Genomic DNA, 16,809 nt, shown 5'->3' on the forward strand with positions numbered 1-16,809 from the left:
TTATAGTATTAGAAATTACTTGTTATGACAATTTAAACTTATAAACCTATATGATACTTTTACCATTTATCAATATTTGTCTCGCGTCATTGTCATCAAACTTATCTATCTGTTGATTTAATTCTGCTTTTAACTGCCTGGTAAGGTTTTCATATCCTTTTTTGCCATAAATATTATTCATTTCGTGAGGATCAGCTTGCAGGTCATAAAGCTCCCAGTTATTTACCCGGGTATAAAAACGTATAAGTTTATAGCGTTTGGTTTTGATGCCAAAATGCGGTGATACAGCATGCTCTCCATTTTCATAATAGTGATAATAGATCACGTTCCGACCTTTAGCTTTGTTTTTTGCAAACAATGGCAGCATCGACTCGCCCTGCATATCTTTTGGTATAGCCACGCCGGCAGCATCTAAAACAGTAGGGGCGATATCTAAATTCAGCACAAAATCGCTTGATTTTGTTCCTGGTTTTATTCTACCCGGATAACGCATGACCATTGCCGTACGGAACGATTCTTCATAGATCCAGCGCTTATCAAACCAGCCATGTTCGCCCAGATAAAAGCCCTGATCAGACATATAGATCACAATCGTATTTTTAGTAAGGTTGTGTTTGTCCAGGTAGTCCAAAGTGCGGCCAATGTTCCGGTCTAACGAAGTTGCGGTACTTAAGTAATCGCGCATATAACGTTGATATTTCCATTCCGTTAAGGCATTCCCGGATAGATTTTTTGCCTTTAGATCTTCATATATGGGTTTGTAATAAGCATCCATTCTTTTTCTTTGCGCAGCATTCATCCTGTTGATTGTGCTTTCCCTATCTTCCGACTCCGGATCAGGAAACATTTTTAAGTCGTATCCCATCAGCATTGTTTTGGCAATGGTCATATCCTGGATCTTTGCTGCTTCCCGGTTAACATATTGATCATAAAAGTCGTGTGGTAAAGGGAATGTCACCTTATCAAAAAGGCCCAAATCAGTGGTGTCCGGTAGCCAGGTGCGATGTGTTGCTTTATGCCCTATCACCAGGCAAAACGGTTTGGTTTTATCGCGGTGATCTAACCAATTTTCACTAACATCTTCAATTACATTACTGGCATAACCTTCTATTTGTTTTTTTGAACCATCCATCATCAAAAAGTCCGGGTTGTAATACTGGCCCTGTCCCGGCAGTACCTGCCAGTAATCAAAACCCTGCGGCTGGCTCTCCAGATGCCACTTGCCGATCCACGCGGTTAAATAACCCGAGGCACGCAACTGTTTTATAAATGAATCCTGTGAACCGTCAAACGTGGAATGCTCATTATCCTTAAAACCATTTTTATTACTGTATTTACCCGTTAAAATAGTAGCCCTGCTAGGGCCGCAGATAGAATTGGTAACATAGGCTTTATTAAAGATTACCCCCTCGTTGGCTATCCGGTCAATATTAGGCGTTTGCATCAGCTTGCTGCCGTAAGCACTAATGGACTGGTAAGCATGGTCATCCGAAATAATTATTACGATATTAGGTTTTGTTTGAGCATGGCATTGGTTGACTAAGATGAAAACCAGTGTAGCAACTGTAATCAGTTTAGATGAGTTATTCAAAGCCATCCTTGTAATTCTAAATAAATCTTTATACATTCTATTTATCGTTATATTAATAATTTCATTTTTCGCAACTCAAATCAACTTGCCTTCTTCCTTAAGTAGGACAAGTTATTGATAGGTCGATGTTATGTTAAACCTATTTTATATCTACACTAAATTCATTACTCACCCTATTACCTGCTGTAACTATTATATATTTTAAAGTTAGCGGGCGGCCATTGGTATATGGGGTAAGTATTGGACCTATGTATAAATTAGCCGTATTATCTGTCTTGTGGCCATCAACAGTATAATATACCTTGCTGTCTGCAACAAAAGGGATGATCATTATTGTTTTTCTCCCTGTTTGCGCGTTATCATTAATTACTATATCAGCTTCCAGTATCCTGTAGTTTATACCTGTTTGATCCATATTCTTAAAAAAATCCGGCAACCTGTTTTCGGTAAAACTTTTATAGTCTTTATTTTCTGGTTTTGTCCAGCCAACCTCTGCAAGAGCTGCAACACGAGGAAATAACATATATTCCAGCTTATTGTCAGTTGCCACATATTCCGTCCACATGTTTGCCTGCACACCTAAGATGTATTTTTGCTGATCGGGAGTTAAAGCGGCAGGACGAGGGTTATAATTATACACCACATTCAACGGTAAAAAATCACCCATAGCCAAGGGTTCTGTTGCTTTATCCTTAGCCTGGGCACGGTTTATATACATATAAGCACCTGGCGACATAATTACATTATGCCCTAGTTTTGCGGCATCTATGCCCCCCTGTTCACCCCGCCAGCTCATTACTGTAGCATTGGGCGACAAGCCGCCTTCCAATATTTCATCCCATCCTATCAGGTTTCTGCCGTTCTTATTTAAAAACTTCTCTATTCTACCTATAAACCAGCTTTGCAGTTCATTTTCATCTTTTAAGTGATTGTCTTTTATTAGCTGTTGCGCAAGTGGTGAATTTTTCCATTCATCTTTAGGAACTTCATCTCCGCCGATATGTATATATTTACTTGGGAAGATAGCCATAACCTCGGTCAGCACATCTTCTAAAAACTTAAAGGTTTGCTCGCCGGGGCTATAAATGGTATGAAGCACGCCCCAGTAACCCGGCACTTTATAAGGGCCGGTTCCATTGCCTAATTCCGGATAGGCAGCTAACACGGCCGTGCTATGGCCCGGCATCTCAATTTCCGGGATCACCACAATATTTCTTTCAGCAGCGTATTTTACCACTTCGCGTGCCTGATCCTGGGTATAAAAACCTCCGCTCCTTTGTCCATCATAAATAAATGGTTTAAACTCATTATATCCCCCAATAGTAGTTGAATCGCGCCATGCGCTGATAGAAGTTAATTTTGGATACTTTTTAATTTCTAATCGCCACCCCTGGTCATCTGTTAAATGCCAGTGGAACCTGTTTAATTTGAGCGAAGCCATCACATCGAGAATCTTTTTGATTTCATCTACCTCAAAAAAATGCCGACCTACATCTAACATAAGTCCGCGATAGGCAAAATTAGGCGCGTCATTAATCGTTACTGCCGGAACTGATAGTTGCCTGCCATTTTTATGAATTAATTGCAACAGGGATTGAACGCCATAAAAAACACCGCTTCGTTCTCCTGATATGTTTATGCTGTGATTGGTTACTTTTAGTTGATAGGCTTCATCGGGCAATTTAACACGCGATGTGGTATTTAAAACAATAGCGCCATTAGTTACCGTATTATTAACCTTTAATACGAAGCCATACTTTTTATTCAGAAAATAGTTGAACATACCAGCCACTTTTTCAGCATCGGCTCCCTTTGCTACTATATTTGTGCGTTTGCTAATAATGAACGACCCTATGCCTTTTTCCACTGAGGCTGGTTTAGGGATTATTGATACTTCATCAGCCTGTTGGGCAAATGATATGGTATTTAATAAAAGCAGGCAGAGTACGGGGATTATTTTTTTTTTCATAATAACTTTCTTTTTACGTGTCCCACTCGGGACTTTAGGGTTAAATTTCCGCCCTCGTTCAGAATATAATAAGACCGGCCGAAGCCGGCCTCATTAACACTTACACTAAACTAACCAACCTAGTTGGCTGTTCTCTTTAAAACAAATGATGTTTGTTTGTATTTTAATTCCTTTCGCTGCTTCATGATATTTGCTTCCGAAATTTATGGCTGTTTATACAACCCCATTGTTGCTATGGTAGGGTTTAACCTTGATGATTCAATTGTTAGCCTCACCTTATTTGCGGTTACCGGCGAAAACCGCAATAACCGTTTATAACCAATGGTAGTACCTTCTGTCGCTTTCTTCCAATCATTACCATCCCAATAATCCAGCTCAAATTTTTCAACTCGCTGACCGATGGCTATATTTTCCTGTAAGAGTAATACATCAAACGTTTTTGATCCTTTTAAATTAAGTGTGATTACTGCAGATGTATCTTTATTATGGGTAGTAAACCAAGTATTATAATCATCATCTAAAATCGATTTTAAATTCACTCCGTTATTACATTCTACAGAAGCATCTTTGAGCAGGTTTATTTTAAAAGTTTCATCCCTCAACTTTTTCCAGCCCTGCAACGCGTTTACATCACTAGCATTAAGTAAGCCTTCTTTATCGGGTGGAATATTTAAGAGCAATACACAATTCTTACCAACCGAATTGTAATAAATATCCATCAGTTTTTCAGGGGATTTTACCTTATCGTTTTCCGCTGCATGGAAGAACCATCCCGGCCTGATAGAAACATCAGCCTCTGCCGGATACCAGATTAATCCAGTGGCAGTTTTTATTTTATCGCGGCCGCCTAAATCATCCCCCCTCATATCGCCCTTGGGCTTAAAAGTAATATCATGCTGGGATTTAGCGGTTATTGTTAACTGATCCAAATTATTTGCAGGCACAACACTCCATTCGGTTTCACGGCCATAACCGGTTTCAGTCCCCACCCAGCGTACATCCGGTCCCATTATAGCGATAACCGCCGAAGGTTGCAGCTTACGTATTACTTTATACCACCTATCAAAATCGTATACCTGCTTTTTTCCATTAGAGCCTTCGCCGTTTGCGCCATCAAACCATACTTCGTCAACACGGCCATATTGGGTAAGCAGTTCGGTAAGTTGATTTACAAAATAATCGTTGTAAGCAGTACCGCTGCCATAAAGCGGCGAATTTCTGTCCCAGGGGGATAAGTAAATGCCAAATCCTATTTTATATTCCCTGCAAGCATCCGCTACCTCTTTAACAACATCTCCTTGCCCGTTTTTCCTGGGGCTATTTTTTACCGAGTGTTCGGTGTACTTGCTTGGCCATAAACAAAAACCATCATGATGTTTGGCTGTAATGATCACCTGTTTAAAACCAGCCGCTTTAACCGTCCGAACCCATTGGCGGGTATCAAGTGCAGTAGGGTTAAATAATTTAGGATCTTCTTTTCCGTCTCCCCATTCTCTCCCGGTAAAAGTATTCATACCAATATGAAAAAAAGCGGTAAGCTCTAACTCCTGCCAGCGTAATTGCCGGGCGGATGGTGTTACGTTTGCTGCTGTATTGACTATGGCAGTTAAATTGGTAGCTGGTTTTATAATGGCATAATTTGTGCTTTTTGAGGTCTGTCCGTAAACTCCAAAAACTACTATTTGTAGGAATAATATAACTTGAAATAACTTTTTAAACATGTTAATTATCTTAGTTTCTAAATCATTATTGATTATTGTAACTGATACACGCGGACATAATCTACCTGCATCGTAAAAGGAAGATTAGAATTGGTGATCGGCCCGGGCCAGCCAGCGCCCCCTGACTGGTTAAGTATTATATAAAAAGGTACATTATATGGATATTGGTGCCATCCTCCGCTAGCCACCTTGTTATAAGTATACTGAAGGACGTTGTTAACGTAAAATTGAACAGCAGTTGGGGTCCACACCAAGCCATAGGTATTATAACCAGTTGTATTATATGACGCTGTATGGGTAGCCGAACTTGCTCCATTAGCATTATCTACCGAGAGGTTATGGACAGTTTCGTTAATAACCGAAGAGTTGTTTATATGTTCCATAATATCCATTTCGCCACAACCAGGCCAGCTACTTGTATCGGCTGTTGCCGGCACTGGCATCATCCAAATTGCCGGCCATGATCCCTGCCCTTGTGTAAATTTCGCGCTCACTTCTATTTTGCCATAGGCAATGCTAAACTTTCCCAACGATTGTATCCCGCCAGAATGATAAGGGACAGGGTCACCGGCTATCGTAGCATTATCCATTTTAAGCACCAAATTACCACCGCCATCCTGGGATGCATACGCGGGTAAAGAGGTTAAATATTCGTTCCATGCCGAAGTTTGGCGCGGACAAAAAGCCCACTTAGTTGAATCAAATGCCCCTGTGCCATTAAATTCATCTGACCAGACTAACTGGTAGGTTGAGTCTGTTGCATTTAAGCTGCTAGAGGAATTCAGCGCTGGTATTGCTGGCTCTGATTTCACGCTTGCTTTATTGCATGCTATCGACGATATACATGCAATAAAAAGGGCAATTACAATTACTCGATTAAAAAACTGTTTTCTCATGTCGATTTATATTTAGTGAATATTAATTTGCAGTCATTTTGTCTCAGATCTAACTCACATTAATTTAAAAGTGATAAGACTTAAGTTCAATAACAGTTGCCTTCACCCCATTGTGAAAGGCAACTGTTTATAATATAATTTGGCTGAAGGCCTTTTGTTGAAACCGTGCTAATAGGTTTTCAATTTTTCAAGGTTAGCCCACGCCTTACCACTATTTTTCATTGATATGGAAATAAACGGTTTTCATATTGCTATTTACAGCGTAACCCGGATCATTGTTGATACTTAATGGTAAAAGGTACCCCGTTTGGCTAATATCAAATAAGGAGGGATAAAACGCGATTTTAAATATAGCACTGGTTTGCCCGGCCTTAATAGTTACATTATTATTTGCAATAGTGTAATAGGTAGTAGGCATAACCGCGTATTTAACGATATTGCTTGTATTTGCATTGTAGGCATCAAAGGCGTTTTGATCCACTCCTATCGTTATGGTCAAATCTTTACTTGCCGGGATGCCTATATTAGCCGAAACATTCAGCGTATCTATTTTATCGGTGAGTTTAAAAGTAAGCAGTGAATTATTGAAATAATTTAAACCGCTGCTTAAGGTATTAAAAATGGTACCAGAGGGGTAAGCCAGCAATAAGGTATTGCTTCCCGCTACCGTCTCGTTCACCGTTTTTTTGCAACTATTAAGAAAAATAATTGCTCCGCATATTATCATTAATATCTTTTTCATTTTTTACTATTTAAGATTTAAAAAAAATTACCACCCCGGATTTTGTGTTATTAGCGGGTTTATAACTGTTTGCGCCAAAGTAAGTGGTAAAAGGTAATCCCTCTTCACATTAAATTGGTAACCGGCTGCCATAGCAGTTGTCTTCGCATAGCGTTCAATATAACCCTGTGCATTAACATATATAGTATTGCCAATAGTAAAGCCCGGAACAACAGTAACAAACTGGTTTGCCATGGCACCTAATGGTTGTTTGCCTACTATCACGTCAGGCGCGGCGGCCCAGCGGTTAATATCATCAAGCCTGTAGCCTTCGCAAGCCAGCTCAACACGGCGCTCGCGCCTTATCTCATTGATAACCGGAGAGAGTTCCGGGTAACTCCATTTAGGGTCAGTAGCAATAGCACCTATATTCAAATGCGTCATTCCAACCCTATCTCTCAGTACATTAATTGTCATATCCGCATCCGCTTGAGTTAATAAACCCAATTCCGCACGGGCTTCAGCATAAATCAGTAAAATTTCGGCGTAACGCATATAGATAACACCAGTGGTGCCACCGGCGCTGTTATGAGAATCCTGCAAATAATCTGAATCAAACCCTTTTTTTATCTGGTAGCCTGTTGTATTAGGAGTAGTGTTAAAAAACTGCGGATAGGTAAACAATGCGTCTGGAACGTTACCAGGAGCATTTGATACAACAGTATCCCCCTGGAAAAAAATAGTTTGCCTTAAACGGGGATCACGGTTTTTAAAAACGTGTGCAAGCGAATCGTCGCCTTTATATAACGGGCTTACACTAGTAGGCTTACCATCAGTACACAGGTAATCATCTACTAATGCTTTTGACAAACCGGTACTGCCACCTGCCGAGAAAAAACTTTGCCAGTAGGATACAACGTTATCCGCCAGGTTAAATGCTCCCCAGAACATTATCTCTTTACTGGTGGTATAATCTGTTTGGTTAAACAAATTAAAATAACCATTAGGCACGGGTACATTATCCAGCTTAAATACGGCTGATGTTATTACTGTATTTGCGGCAGTGGCGGCTAACTGCAAGAAATTAACACCATTTTGACCGCTAACACCAAAAGCGTCATTAGCATGGTATTTTTCCCATGTACCTTCATATAAACACACTCTTGCTTCATAACCCTCGGCGTATTCCTTATATATGCGTTGTGTTTGGGCAAGGCTTTTTGTAGGAAGATTGGTAATAGCCCTGTTCAGGTCGTTTATTATCGAATCTACCAACACATTCCTTGGAAGCCTTGGGGAATTTAATCCTGCCTCATCATTTAAATTTAACGGGGAGGTTATGTAAGGCACCCCGCCATAGGACTGAAGGGCCTGAAAATATAGCATGGCCCTAAAAAAATATGCCTCGCCCACAAACGGTGCAATTGCACTGGGGGCTGCGCTAACCTTTGTATAATTAGCTAAAAAATAATTTACAGTACGGATATGTGTATAGTCTGGATACCCTGAGTTCCCGTTAACGGTATATTGGCCATTCAAGCGTGCATTTGCACCTGACGGAACCATATTATCGCTATTATTATCTATATTATAGATGCCCATAACACCATTGTTCGTCGTATAAAGAGGAAAAATGCTATAAAGTGAATTCATGTAATTCTGCAAATCACCCGTGGTATGCCAAAAGGTGGCATCAGACAATTTGGTAGGCGGTGCCTGGTTCAATGCACTCTTTTTACAGGAAGCAATAACCAATAATATGCTTATGATTGAATAGGTATATATGATCTGTAACTTTTTCATATGTTATGTTTTTATATTATTTGATATTCGTTTTTACACCAAACGAGAAGGTCCGCTCCAAAGGATAAATCTCTTCAGTCGACTGCAATAGCTCAGGATCTACATATTGATGTGCAAATGCTCCTGAAACAGTAAGGAGGTTTTCAACACTGGTGTATAATCTTAGCTGGTAAATATGAAACCTTTGGGTGAGCCTGTCGGGAAAAGTATAGCCCAATTGAACATTTTTTAAACGCATATAAGCGGTGTTTAACAAATACCCCGATTGAGAAATTTCATTCTTAGCTGCTCCATTGGCCAAGTCAATCCGTGGGAAATAGCCATTAGGGTTTGAAGGTGTCCACCTGTCTGCTATTTTGGGAGTTACCATACTTTGATAGGTACTGGTAATGTTCCAAAAATACTCGTTAGTTGGCATGTAGTCGGCAGGGCCTTGTCCCTGGATGAATATGCTCAGGTCAATTCCTTTCCAACTGGCGCCGGTAGTAAAGCCATAAAAATATTTGGGGGTGCTGTTGCCGATAATTTCCTCATCACCTGGGTTAGTAGCAGTACCATTTCCATAGTCGATTTTGCCGTTATGGTTAAGATCAGCATATTGAACATCGCCCGGGTACCAGGTGCTGCCACTGATTGCTGCCTGGCTTGGGGCGTTGGCAATTTGTGCCTGCGACTGGAATTTACCTAAGGTTTTGAATCCCCAAATAGCACCCATTTGTTCGCCCGCATAAGGTTGATTAATGAAGTCCGTGGGGTTTCCGCTATACTGATCTACCTTGCCCGAATAATGCGACAATGTAGCCCTTGCCATTAAATGAACCTGGTTAAATTGGTGTTGCCATGTAACCGTCAAGTCCCATCCTTTTGTAGTTGATGCTGCATTATTTATTTGTGGCGCAGTAGCGCCTAACGTAGCCGGAGGAGTGCTTGCAGGGGCCAACTGGTCGGTTATATGCTTGTTATACCAGTCAAATGTAGCGCTAAAATCGGTCAGGAAAGTCACATCCATACCCAAATCAAGTTCAGATGGCTTTGTCCAGGTAATTGTAGGGCTTACCAAAGCCGGATTGGATATAGCGGGCTGACGGCCGCCGGTTGAAGGGCTAAATATCCAACTGGTACCTGTAGGTGCGGTGACAGGCAGATTACTGATGTAAGGATAATAATTACCGCCACTAAGGAGTGAGCTAATATCGCCTAAGCTGCCATAAGACGCCCTGAACTTGAGGTTGTCAATTGATTTTGCTAAAGGTTTAAAAAAACCTTCCTTTGAAATGTTCCAGCCTGCAGACGCTGATGGAAAATCATGATAGCGTGTATCAGCGGGGAATAATGAAGTACCCATATAGTCGGAGTTAACTTCAACCAGGTATTTCTCTTCATAGTTATAGTTTATCCTGCCGATTAAACTGTTAGTAGCCCAGCTATAACCATTATCGGCTGTGCTTTGTATACCGTCGGTCAGGCTAATTGATGGTTGGGAAAGATTATATAAATTTTGTGCATTACCGGACAATTCTGAGTATGTTTTCTGTTCTGCTTGTTCACCCACCTGTATTTTAAAATAATTTCCGCCGAGGTGTTTTTCGTAACTGGTAAAAACATTGTACATGTAATAACTGCTCAACTGATAGTCCTCATTTATAGAGCTTATGGTATTACTAATAGTTTGCGGGTTCGCTACACTAGCAGTATAGAAAGGCAAAATAGAGGAATTGATATTGTAACTGGTGTAATTATAGCTATAATGGCCGGTTATATTCCATCCAGGCAGGGGCTTAATGATGACATCGCCACTTATGCTGCTTAGATTATTGCGGGATACATTACGGCCACCTTGCTGGAGTTGAGCTAAATATGAGGATGGATCCAGCCCCCCATTAGGGTCATACAAAGGAATAATGGGCCATGTCCTGGCTATCTGGTGAAAAAAGTTACTGCCGGTATTTGCGCCGCCATTATAAGGAGAGTTATCATTTTCTTGTGCAAATGATGATTTTACACTAAAGGTGATATACTTATTAATATCGGCGGTAACATTTGCTCTTAGGTTGTCGCGTTTATAACTATCGGCAAAATAGTTAAATAAACCATTTTGATTTTCAGTACCCACTCCAACAAAGTAGTTTATCTTCTCGCTGCCTCCGCTTACACTAAAATTTTGCTGCTGGCTGGGAGACCATTTTTTTAAATAAATTTTGAACCAGTCATTATTGGCATTTCCCCCGCCATAAGCCGCCCAAACACCATTACTTTGAGCAATGGTAGTTGGGGTACCGCTGGGATTATTCATATATGCTATGATCCTGTTAATGTTAGATTGGCTAAAGAATAATCCCCCACCTGAATTAACGTTTGCCTCATTAAAAGTATTTGCAAAAACAAGTGAATTAGACATTACCGGCACATCTATTGGCTGGGCATATGAAAAATTATTATTGTAGCTTAATTGTGGGGCCTGATTTCTTTTGCCTTGTTTTGTAGTAATTAATAACACCCCATTTGGCGCCCTTGACCCGTAAAGTGCCGATGAGGCGGCATCTTTTAATAAGGTTACACTTTCAATATCATTTGGGTTTAAGCTGTTTATATCGGTTTCCACACCATCAACCAGGATCAGCGGGCCACTAAGATTACCTCCGGTAGCACTAGTAGAGCTGAACCCTGTAAAACCACGCACATTAATACTTTTTGTAGCATCAGGAGCGCCACCACCAGTACCAGTAGTTATGTTAAGATTGGCCATTAAACCTTGCAAAGCATCACCAATATTGGTTACCGGCCTGTCTATTAGTTGCTTAGGTCCTATCTGATCTACAGCGCCTGTAAGGTCCAGCTTTTTCTGGGTACCATAGGCTACCACGACTACATCATTAAGATCAGTTGGTCTGGGTCGCAGGTGAATGATCATTTCACTTCCCGGAGTTGCCGGAACGTCTTTGGTAACGAATCCTACAAATGAAAAACTCAATACCGAATTATCTGGCGCTTCTAATGTAAATTTACCGTTGGCATCAGTTTGAGTAGCTGCTTTGCCGCCCTTTACTTTTACGGTTACGCCCGGCAAAGGCATGTTATTACTGTCCACTACTTTCCCTGATACACGTACCGGGGCTATAACCGATTTGTTTGAGAGGATATTTGTAGCTTCTTTTTTTTGAAGGATAATTGTCTTATCTTTAATTGAGTAAGTAAATGGCTGATTTTCAAAACATTTATTTAAAACCTCTATCAATGGTTCATTCTTAGCCTGAATGTCAACCTCTTTTGCAGTTTTTAGTAAATTCGATTCATATACAAAATCATAACCTGTTTGTCTTTTAATCTCTTTAAATACTTTAGTTAAGGATGTGCTTTTTTTTGTCAGGGTAACAAACTGCCCATCAGCCGCCACTGACACTTGTAAAAAAGCAAAAAACAATAAAAAGCAAGTAAGATTTATCCTCATAAGCCAGCGTTTTAAATTCGGATCTTTAAGAATTGTAAGCCATTTATTTTTTGATGACAAATATTTAGTACAGCTATTTAAGCCGTATCCATTTACATTGTAAAATTTATACATTTGTTAGGGTTTTAATAATTGATATTGTTCGCAACAGTTAAATTATGTGGGAATCCTGAAATCTGATCGGGGGCGGTCCAACGCCTCCGATTTCTTTTACAGTTATCCATAGATTATGAATGTTATGGCATAACTAAAATCCTCCTTCCTTCTAATTCAAAGTGTACACCTTTTGTAGTTTCTAATACAGAAAGAATTTCATTGATATTTTTTGTTCTTGAAATTGAACCGCCAAATTCAGCATCCTCAATAGTTCCTTTGTAACTTATATCCACATCATACCACCTGCTGATTTGGCGCATAATGTCTTTCAGCGGTGTACCTTCAAACTCAAAATTTCCATTTTTCCACGCCATAACCTCGTCTAAATCCGCGGCCTGCACTATGATAGAAGAACCTGATGGCGATACAACTGCTTGAAAACCTGGTTTAAGGAGAGTTGCCTGAGAACCTACTGAGATTTTAACTTTCCCATTTATAAGCGTGGTTTTCATAGTAGGTTCATCCTGGTAAGCATTTATGTTGAACTGCGTTCCTAAATCCTCAATTGTTTGATCTCGTACCTTTACTTTAAATGGATGCAATGCATCATGCACTACTTCGAAATAAACTTCCCCTGTAATTTTCACAACACGTTCATTTCCGCTAAAACTAGTTGGAAAAGTAATTGATGATTCTGCATTCAACCAAACCTTGGTTCCGTCTGCTAAAACCAATGGATAAGGAGATTGCTCACCACGTACTGTAGAAAGCGTATTGAACTGCACCTGGGTTGCTAAAGAACTATTAATGCCTGAAGCCGTGTAGGTAATGGATTTGCTGGAATTAACTTGCACAAGCGCACTGCCCTGTTGCGCCAGTCTGCCATTTAAACCTCTAGTTAAGATTATCTTTTGACCATTAGCTAGCGTTAAGGTCGCCTTATTGGTTCCGGGGAGAATCTCTTGTTTTTGATTTTTGGCTATTTGCTGGGTTGGCTTTTTATTAAGAATGAAATAACCACCAAGGGAAATACATAACAAAATCGAAGCCGCAGCTGCTATCCGGGGCCATATCGTTTTAACTTTAATATCTTGAACAGACTTAATCTGCTCGTTAATCCGGCTCAATATCAGTTGCCGGTGTTTATCTTCAGATTCAGCAATATTTGCATCAATATAAATATTTTCGCTGCCTTCATTCTTAAACCATTCATCAAATTCTAATTGTTCTGAATGAGTTAGTTGGCCTTTTAAATATTTATTGGCTAATTCCTGAATTCTAATTTTTTGCGGATCAATAGGCATTATTAAGGTGCTTTTATAACAAGTACCCGCAAAAAGCAAAAACCCGCAAAATATTTAATCTTTTTTTAGCAGTTTAATTTTACAGCAAAAATGTGGTAAGGAAAGATCCTAAAGCTGTCTTTAGGGTTTTCTTAGCACGTGCTAAGTGTGCTTCAACAGATCGTTCAGTTATATTCAATTCTTCAGCGATTGTTTTATAGCTCATGTTTTCTTCTTTATTCATCCGGTAAATCAGCCTGCTTTGTTCAGGTAATTTACCGATCAACATTTCCAGCCTTTGACGCAATTCTTCAAATGATAAATACTGTTGGGTCGAGTCATCCAGCACATCAACAGTTAAACCATCAATTTCATTATATAATCTTTCCGTACGCTGACTATTCAGAACCTTAATTACGCGGTATTTAACAGAAACAAAAAGGAAATTTTCTAAAGCATTAGTAATTATCAATGAATGCCTGCGTTTCCATAAAGACACAAAAATATCCTGAATAATATTCTCCGCCTCCATAATATCACCGATTTTATGTATAGCAAGATTAAGCACCCTGACCCAATAACGGTTATAAATTGTATTGAACGCAACATGGTCATCCTGGGCCATAAGCTCAAGTAATTTATCATCCGTGAATTTAGTATAATTGGTCATTTATGGCAGAAACCAGGGGCACTCTAGCGTGCAATCTATTCATTCAAAATATAAAATCAAAGTAAATATTTACTCAGGCGTTTGATAATGTGTTTATTAAAATCAACTATGTGAGTTTTGTCGGATCATTTTTTAATTCAAGGGGGCATTTTGTAGCTAATTTTAATTAATTATGAAAACGCAATTATTAACCATTTTTTAAAGCTGGCTTAATAACTTCTTATTGCCCGCATCACCAATAACTCATATCTAAGCCATGATTTTGCTTCCGGTTTTGTTCGTGTTGTTTTTACCGCTGATTTATTAGCAATTGATACATAATGCATTATGTAATACATAATGCACCTAAGGTAAGATTTACATTTATATGACGCAAGAAATAATAATTTATTTTTGATTATTTAACCTAATAATGTTAGGAATTGGTTATTAATAGCGGCTTTACAGCTAAATATTTCTTAATTCCTGAAAGAAAATAAAATTGAAATTCTATTAGCTAGCTCTTAGGTATAAGAAATAATACTTGCTCGCCTTATACTATAATGAAACTCCTCTTATTCCAGGGATAAAGTCTCAACTATACCAGCGGCAACTACACCGAAACTACAAGACTGCTTAATATCGGTATCGCCACGCTGTACAGGAAGCTGAAGGAATACGGATTAGAATGATTGTCTGCTGCAACCGGTTATTAGGCGCTGCTAATATTTACGAAGATGTCCGATTAAATAGCCGATAATCAAAGCAACGACAATCAACATCCACCAGTAATATTGCCGATTTTGCAAACTTTGTACTGTTTTTTGGAGGTCGCTAATCTCTGACCTATTAGAGAGCTTTTCATTTTGCAGCCGCATGTTTTGCTGTTGTAATTTCGCAAGTGTCCCCCCTACTTCTACCGGTTTTTCCTGCTCCAACTGGTAGCGGCGGGTAAAGCCTCCTGCCTTTAGGAATTTGTCACCTTTGAGTTTTAGAATTAGTTTTTCAGGCAATTCAAAATCGCCATGTTTGCCAGATTCGGCGATAAGCCCTTCCCTAATTAGTGTTTGTACCATGGCAAAGGCGGTGGCTTCGTCATTATCAAAAAGTTCGAGCAGCTGATTGCGTGTCAGACTATCCGGAATACCAAAGGCTTCCAACATAGCATCCAGCATTTCGCAATCGTATTCATTAAGATCGGTCATTCTGCAAATTAAGCTATAAAAGTGTTATTATTTATTTACTATGCAAGCCCGTTAATTCGTTTTGCGCCGGAATACAAGTTTGCTTTTGATAACTATGTATATCCCTAATACAAAGATAGCGAAGAAATCGGGCTCAGCTTTGGTTGCTTAAGGTATTACCCGAAAACAAGACAGATCCAATCCCTAACGCTGGCCTAATTTAATCAGTACGAAAAGAAAGATGCTCCAAAGCTTCGTTCTCTTTAAAACGTTAAAGTTATATTTGACTCTAAAATGAAGACCCATTTCAAAAACCTGCTATTGATAACGCTCGGAATCCTGTCTGCGGGCATGGGTTTGAAGGGTTTCTTACTTTCCAGCCATTTTATTGATGGTGGCGTTACTGGCATATCTATGCTACTGGCAGATATAACAGGCCTGCCGATATCTATCCTGATCTTTATTATTAATATCCCCTTCATTTTTATAGGGTATCGCAAACTGGGCACTGCGTTTGCGATCAGAAGCGCATTAGCCATCGCCGGGCTTTCACTTTGTCTGGCGTTTATTACTTTCCCGGATGTTACTCCGGATAGGCTGTTGACCGCTGTATTTGGTGGATTTTTCATCGGCGTGGGAATCGGGCTGGCGATAAGGGGCGGCGCTGTACTGGACGGAACTGAGATAGCCGCTTTGTTGTTTAGCAAAAGGTTCCAGCTGTTAAAGGTAAATGATGTGATCTTACTGCTGAACGTAGTTATTTTTTCGGCGGCTGCTTTCTTTTTGGGAATCGAACCTGCGCTTTACTCTATCCTGACTTATCTGGCCGCTTCCCAAATGATAAACTTTATTTTAAATGGTGTTGACCAATATACTGGTATAACCGTAGTTTCAATCAAAAGCGAGGAGATCAGGCAGGTTATTACCGAAAAGCTTGGCCGGGGCGTTACGATCTACCAGGGGAAAAATGGTTATGGAAAAGACGGCGAAATCAATGATCCGCGTGACATTATTTTCACTGTCGCCACACGGCTTGAAATCCCCGCTTTAAAACAACACATATTAGCTATTGACCCTACAGCATTTATTGTTCAGCAAAGTATTGACGATACAACCGGCGGTTTACTAAAGAGGAAAGGTATACATTGAGCAATGAGCGATAAGCAAAAATAAAATCATTTAATACAGCCCATCGTCTGGCAAATGGAATTTAGTTTCTCTTCGGTTGAAGTTTAAGGTGGTGTGCACTCTGCAGGTAACGGATATTATGAAGAAACGCATCCTGGCCGGCTATGCAATATTAGATTTATATACAGGCGGTAGTGCTGTGAACAAATATATGCCTATACCACTTTCATTATAAAAATTTGATATTTTAAATATCAATGATACGGCCTTTACTATGTAGTAAAGGCCGTAAACCGTAATCAGAATTTCATATTTTGGCA

11 protein-coding genes and 1 pseudogene are annotated in these 16,809 nt (G+C 39.7%); 2 read left to right on the top strand and 10 right to left on the bottom strand.

Annotation, left to right across the window (positions count from 1 at the left end; translation table 11 throughout):
- Positions 1-46: 46 nt before the first annotated feature.
- From GSQ74_RS21930 to GSQ74_RS21970, 9 genes are all read right to left on the bottom strand, one after another.
- On the bottom strand, positions 47-1,627 hold the full coding sequence (locus GSQ74_RS21930) for a sulfatase (protein ID WP_254060946.1): 1,581 nt from the start codon (positions 1,625-1,627) through the stop codon (positions 47-49).
- A gap of 103 nt (positions 1,628-1,730) precedes the next feature.
- Positions 1,731-3,560 (bottom strand): family 20 glycosylhydrolase, encoded by a 1,830-nt coding sequence (locus GSQ74_RS21935; protein ID WP_158996333.1) that lies wholly within the window; start codon positions 3,558-3,560, stop codon positions 1,731-1,733.
- A gap of 203 nt (positions 3,561-3,763) precedes the next feature.
- Positions 3,764-5,281 (bottom strand): alpha-L-fucosidase, encoded by a 1,518-nt coding sequence (locus tag GSQ74_RS21940; protein WP_158996334.1) that lies wholly within the window; start codon positions 5,279-5,281, stop codon positions 3,764-3,766.
- 32 nt (positions 5,282-5,313) lie between these two features.
- On the bottom strand, positions 5,314-6,093 hold the full coding sequence (locus GSQ74_RS21945; protein ID WP_158996335.1) for a glycoside hydrolase family 16 protein: 780 nt from the start codon (positions 6,091-6,093) through the stop codon (positions 5,314-5,316).
- Positions 6,094-6,388: 295 nt separating this feature from the next.
- Positions 6,389-6,919, bottom strand: a complete 531-nt coding sequence (locus tag GSQ74_RS21950) for a DUF1735 domain-containing protein (protein ID WP_158996336.1) — start codon at positions 6,917-6,919, stop codon at positions 6,389-6,391.
- Between the two features lie 27 nt (positions 6,920-6,946).
- On the bottom strand, positions 6,947-8,701 hold the full coding sequence (locus GSQ74_RS21955; protein ID WP_158996337.1) for a RagB/SusD family nutrient uptake outer membrane protein: 1,755 nt from the start codon (positions 8,699-8,701) through the stop codon (positions 6,947-6,949).
- A 16-nt stretch (positions 8,702-8,717) separates the two neighbouring features.
- The gene (locus GSQ74_RS21960) at positions 8,718-12,263 is read right to left on the bottom strand and encodes a TonB-dependent receptor (RefSeq protein WP_158996338.1); all 3,546 of its coding nucleotides are present in this window, start codon (positions 12,261-12,263) and stop codon (positions 8,718-8,720) included.
- 122 nt (positions 12,264-12,385) lie between these two features.
- The gene (locus GSQ74_RS21965; protein WP_158996339.1) at positions 12,386-13,549 is read right to left on the bottom strand and encodes a FecR family protein; all 1,164 of its coding nucleotides are present in this window, start codon (positions 13,547-13,549) and stop codon (positions 12,386-12,388) included.
- 79 nt (positions 13,550-13,628) lie between these two features.
- Entirely contained in the window at positions 13,629-14,198 is a 570-nt protein-coding gene (locus tag GSQ74_RS21970; protein ID WP_158996340.1) for an RNA polymerase sigma-70 factor, read from the bottom strand.
- A gap of 584 nt (positions 14,199-14,782) precedes the next feature.
- On the opposite strand from GSQ74_RS21970, the pseudogene GSQ74_RS22825 reads away from it, so the two are divergent.
- Positions 14,783-14,869: pseudogene (locus GSQ74_RS22825) on the top strand (helix-turn-helix domain-containing protein); the annotation flags it as partial.
- A 30-nt stretch (positions 14,870-14,899) separates the two neighbouring features.
- Here the strand turns inward: GSQ74_RS22825 and GSQ74_RS21980 are convergent.
- On the bottom strand, positions 14,900-15,382 hold the full coding sequence (locus tag GSQ74_RS21980; RefSeq protein ID WP_158996341.1) for a hypothetical protein: 483 nt from the start codon (positions 15,380-15,382) through the stop codon (positions 14,900-14,902).
- 273 nt (positions 15,383-15,655) lie between these two features.
- On the opposite strand from GSQ74_RS21980, the gene GSQ74_RS21985 reads away from it, so the two are divergent.
- Positions 15,656-16,510: a YitT family protein gene (locus tag GSQ74_RS21985; RefSeq protein ID WP_158996342.1), complete on the top strand. Its 855-nt coding sequence runs from the start codon at positions 15,656-15,658 to the stop codon at positions 16,508-16,510.
- Positions 16,511-16,809: the final 299 nt, after the last annotated feature.

It is taken from the genome of Mucilaginibacter sp. L196 (assembly GCF_009765905.1).
Lineage (GTDB): Bacteria > Bacteroidota > Bacteroidia > Sphingobacteriales > Sphingobacteriaceae > Mucilaginibacter.

Bases quoted from the DNA above. Each gene is read 5' to 3' on its own strand.
- GSQ74_RS21930 (WP_254060946.1), bottom strand. From the start codon at position 1,627: ATGTATAAAGATTTATTTAGAATTACAAGGATGGCTTTGAATAACTCA.
- GSQ74_RS21935 (WP_158996333.1), bottom strand. From the start codon at position 3,560: ATGAAAAAAAAAATAATCCCCGTACTCTGCCTGCTTTTATTAAATACC.
- GSQ74_RS21940 (WP_158996334.1), bottom strand. From the start codon at position 5,281: ATGTTTAAAAAGTTATTTCAAGTTATATTATTCCTACAAATAGTAGTT.
- GSQ74_RS21950 (WP_158996336.1), bottom strand. From the start codon at position 6,919: ATGAAAAAGATATTAATGATAATATGCGGAGCAATTATTTTTCTTAAT.
- GSQ74_RS21955 (WP_158996337.1), bottom strand. From the start codon at position 8,701: ATGAAAAAGTTACAGATCATATATACCTATTCAATCATAAGCATATTA.
- GSQ74_RS21960 (WP_158996338.1), bottom strand. From the start codon at position 12,263: ATGTATAAATTTTACAATGTAAATGGATACGGCTTAAATAGCTGTACT.
- GSQ74_RS21965 (WP_158996339.1), bottom strand. From the start codon at position 13,549: ATGCCTATTGATCCGCAAAAAATTAGAATTCAGGAATTAGCCAATAAA.
- GSQ74_RS21970 (WP_158996340.1), bottom strand. From the start codon at position 14,198: ATGACCAATTATACTAAATTCACGGATGATAAATTACTTGAGCTTATG.
- GSQ74_RS21980 (WP_158996341.1), bottom strand. From the start codon at position 15,382: ATGACCGATCTTAATGAATACGATTGCGAAATGCTGGATGCTATGTTG.
- GSQ74_RS21985 (WP_158996342.1), top strand. From the start codon at position 15,656: ATGAAGACCCATTTCAAAAACCTGCTATTGATAACGCTCGGAATCCTG.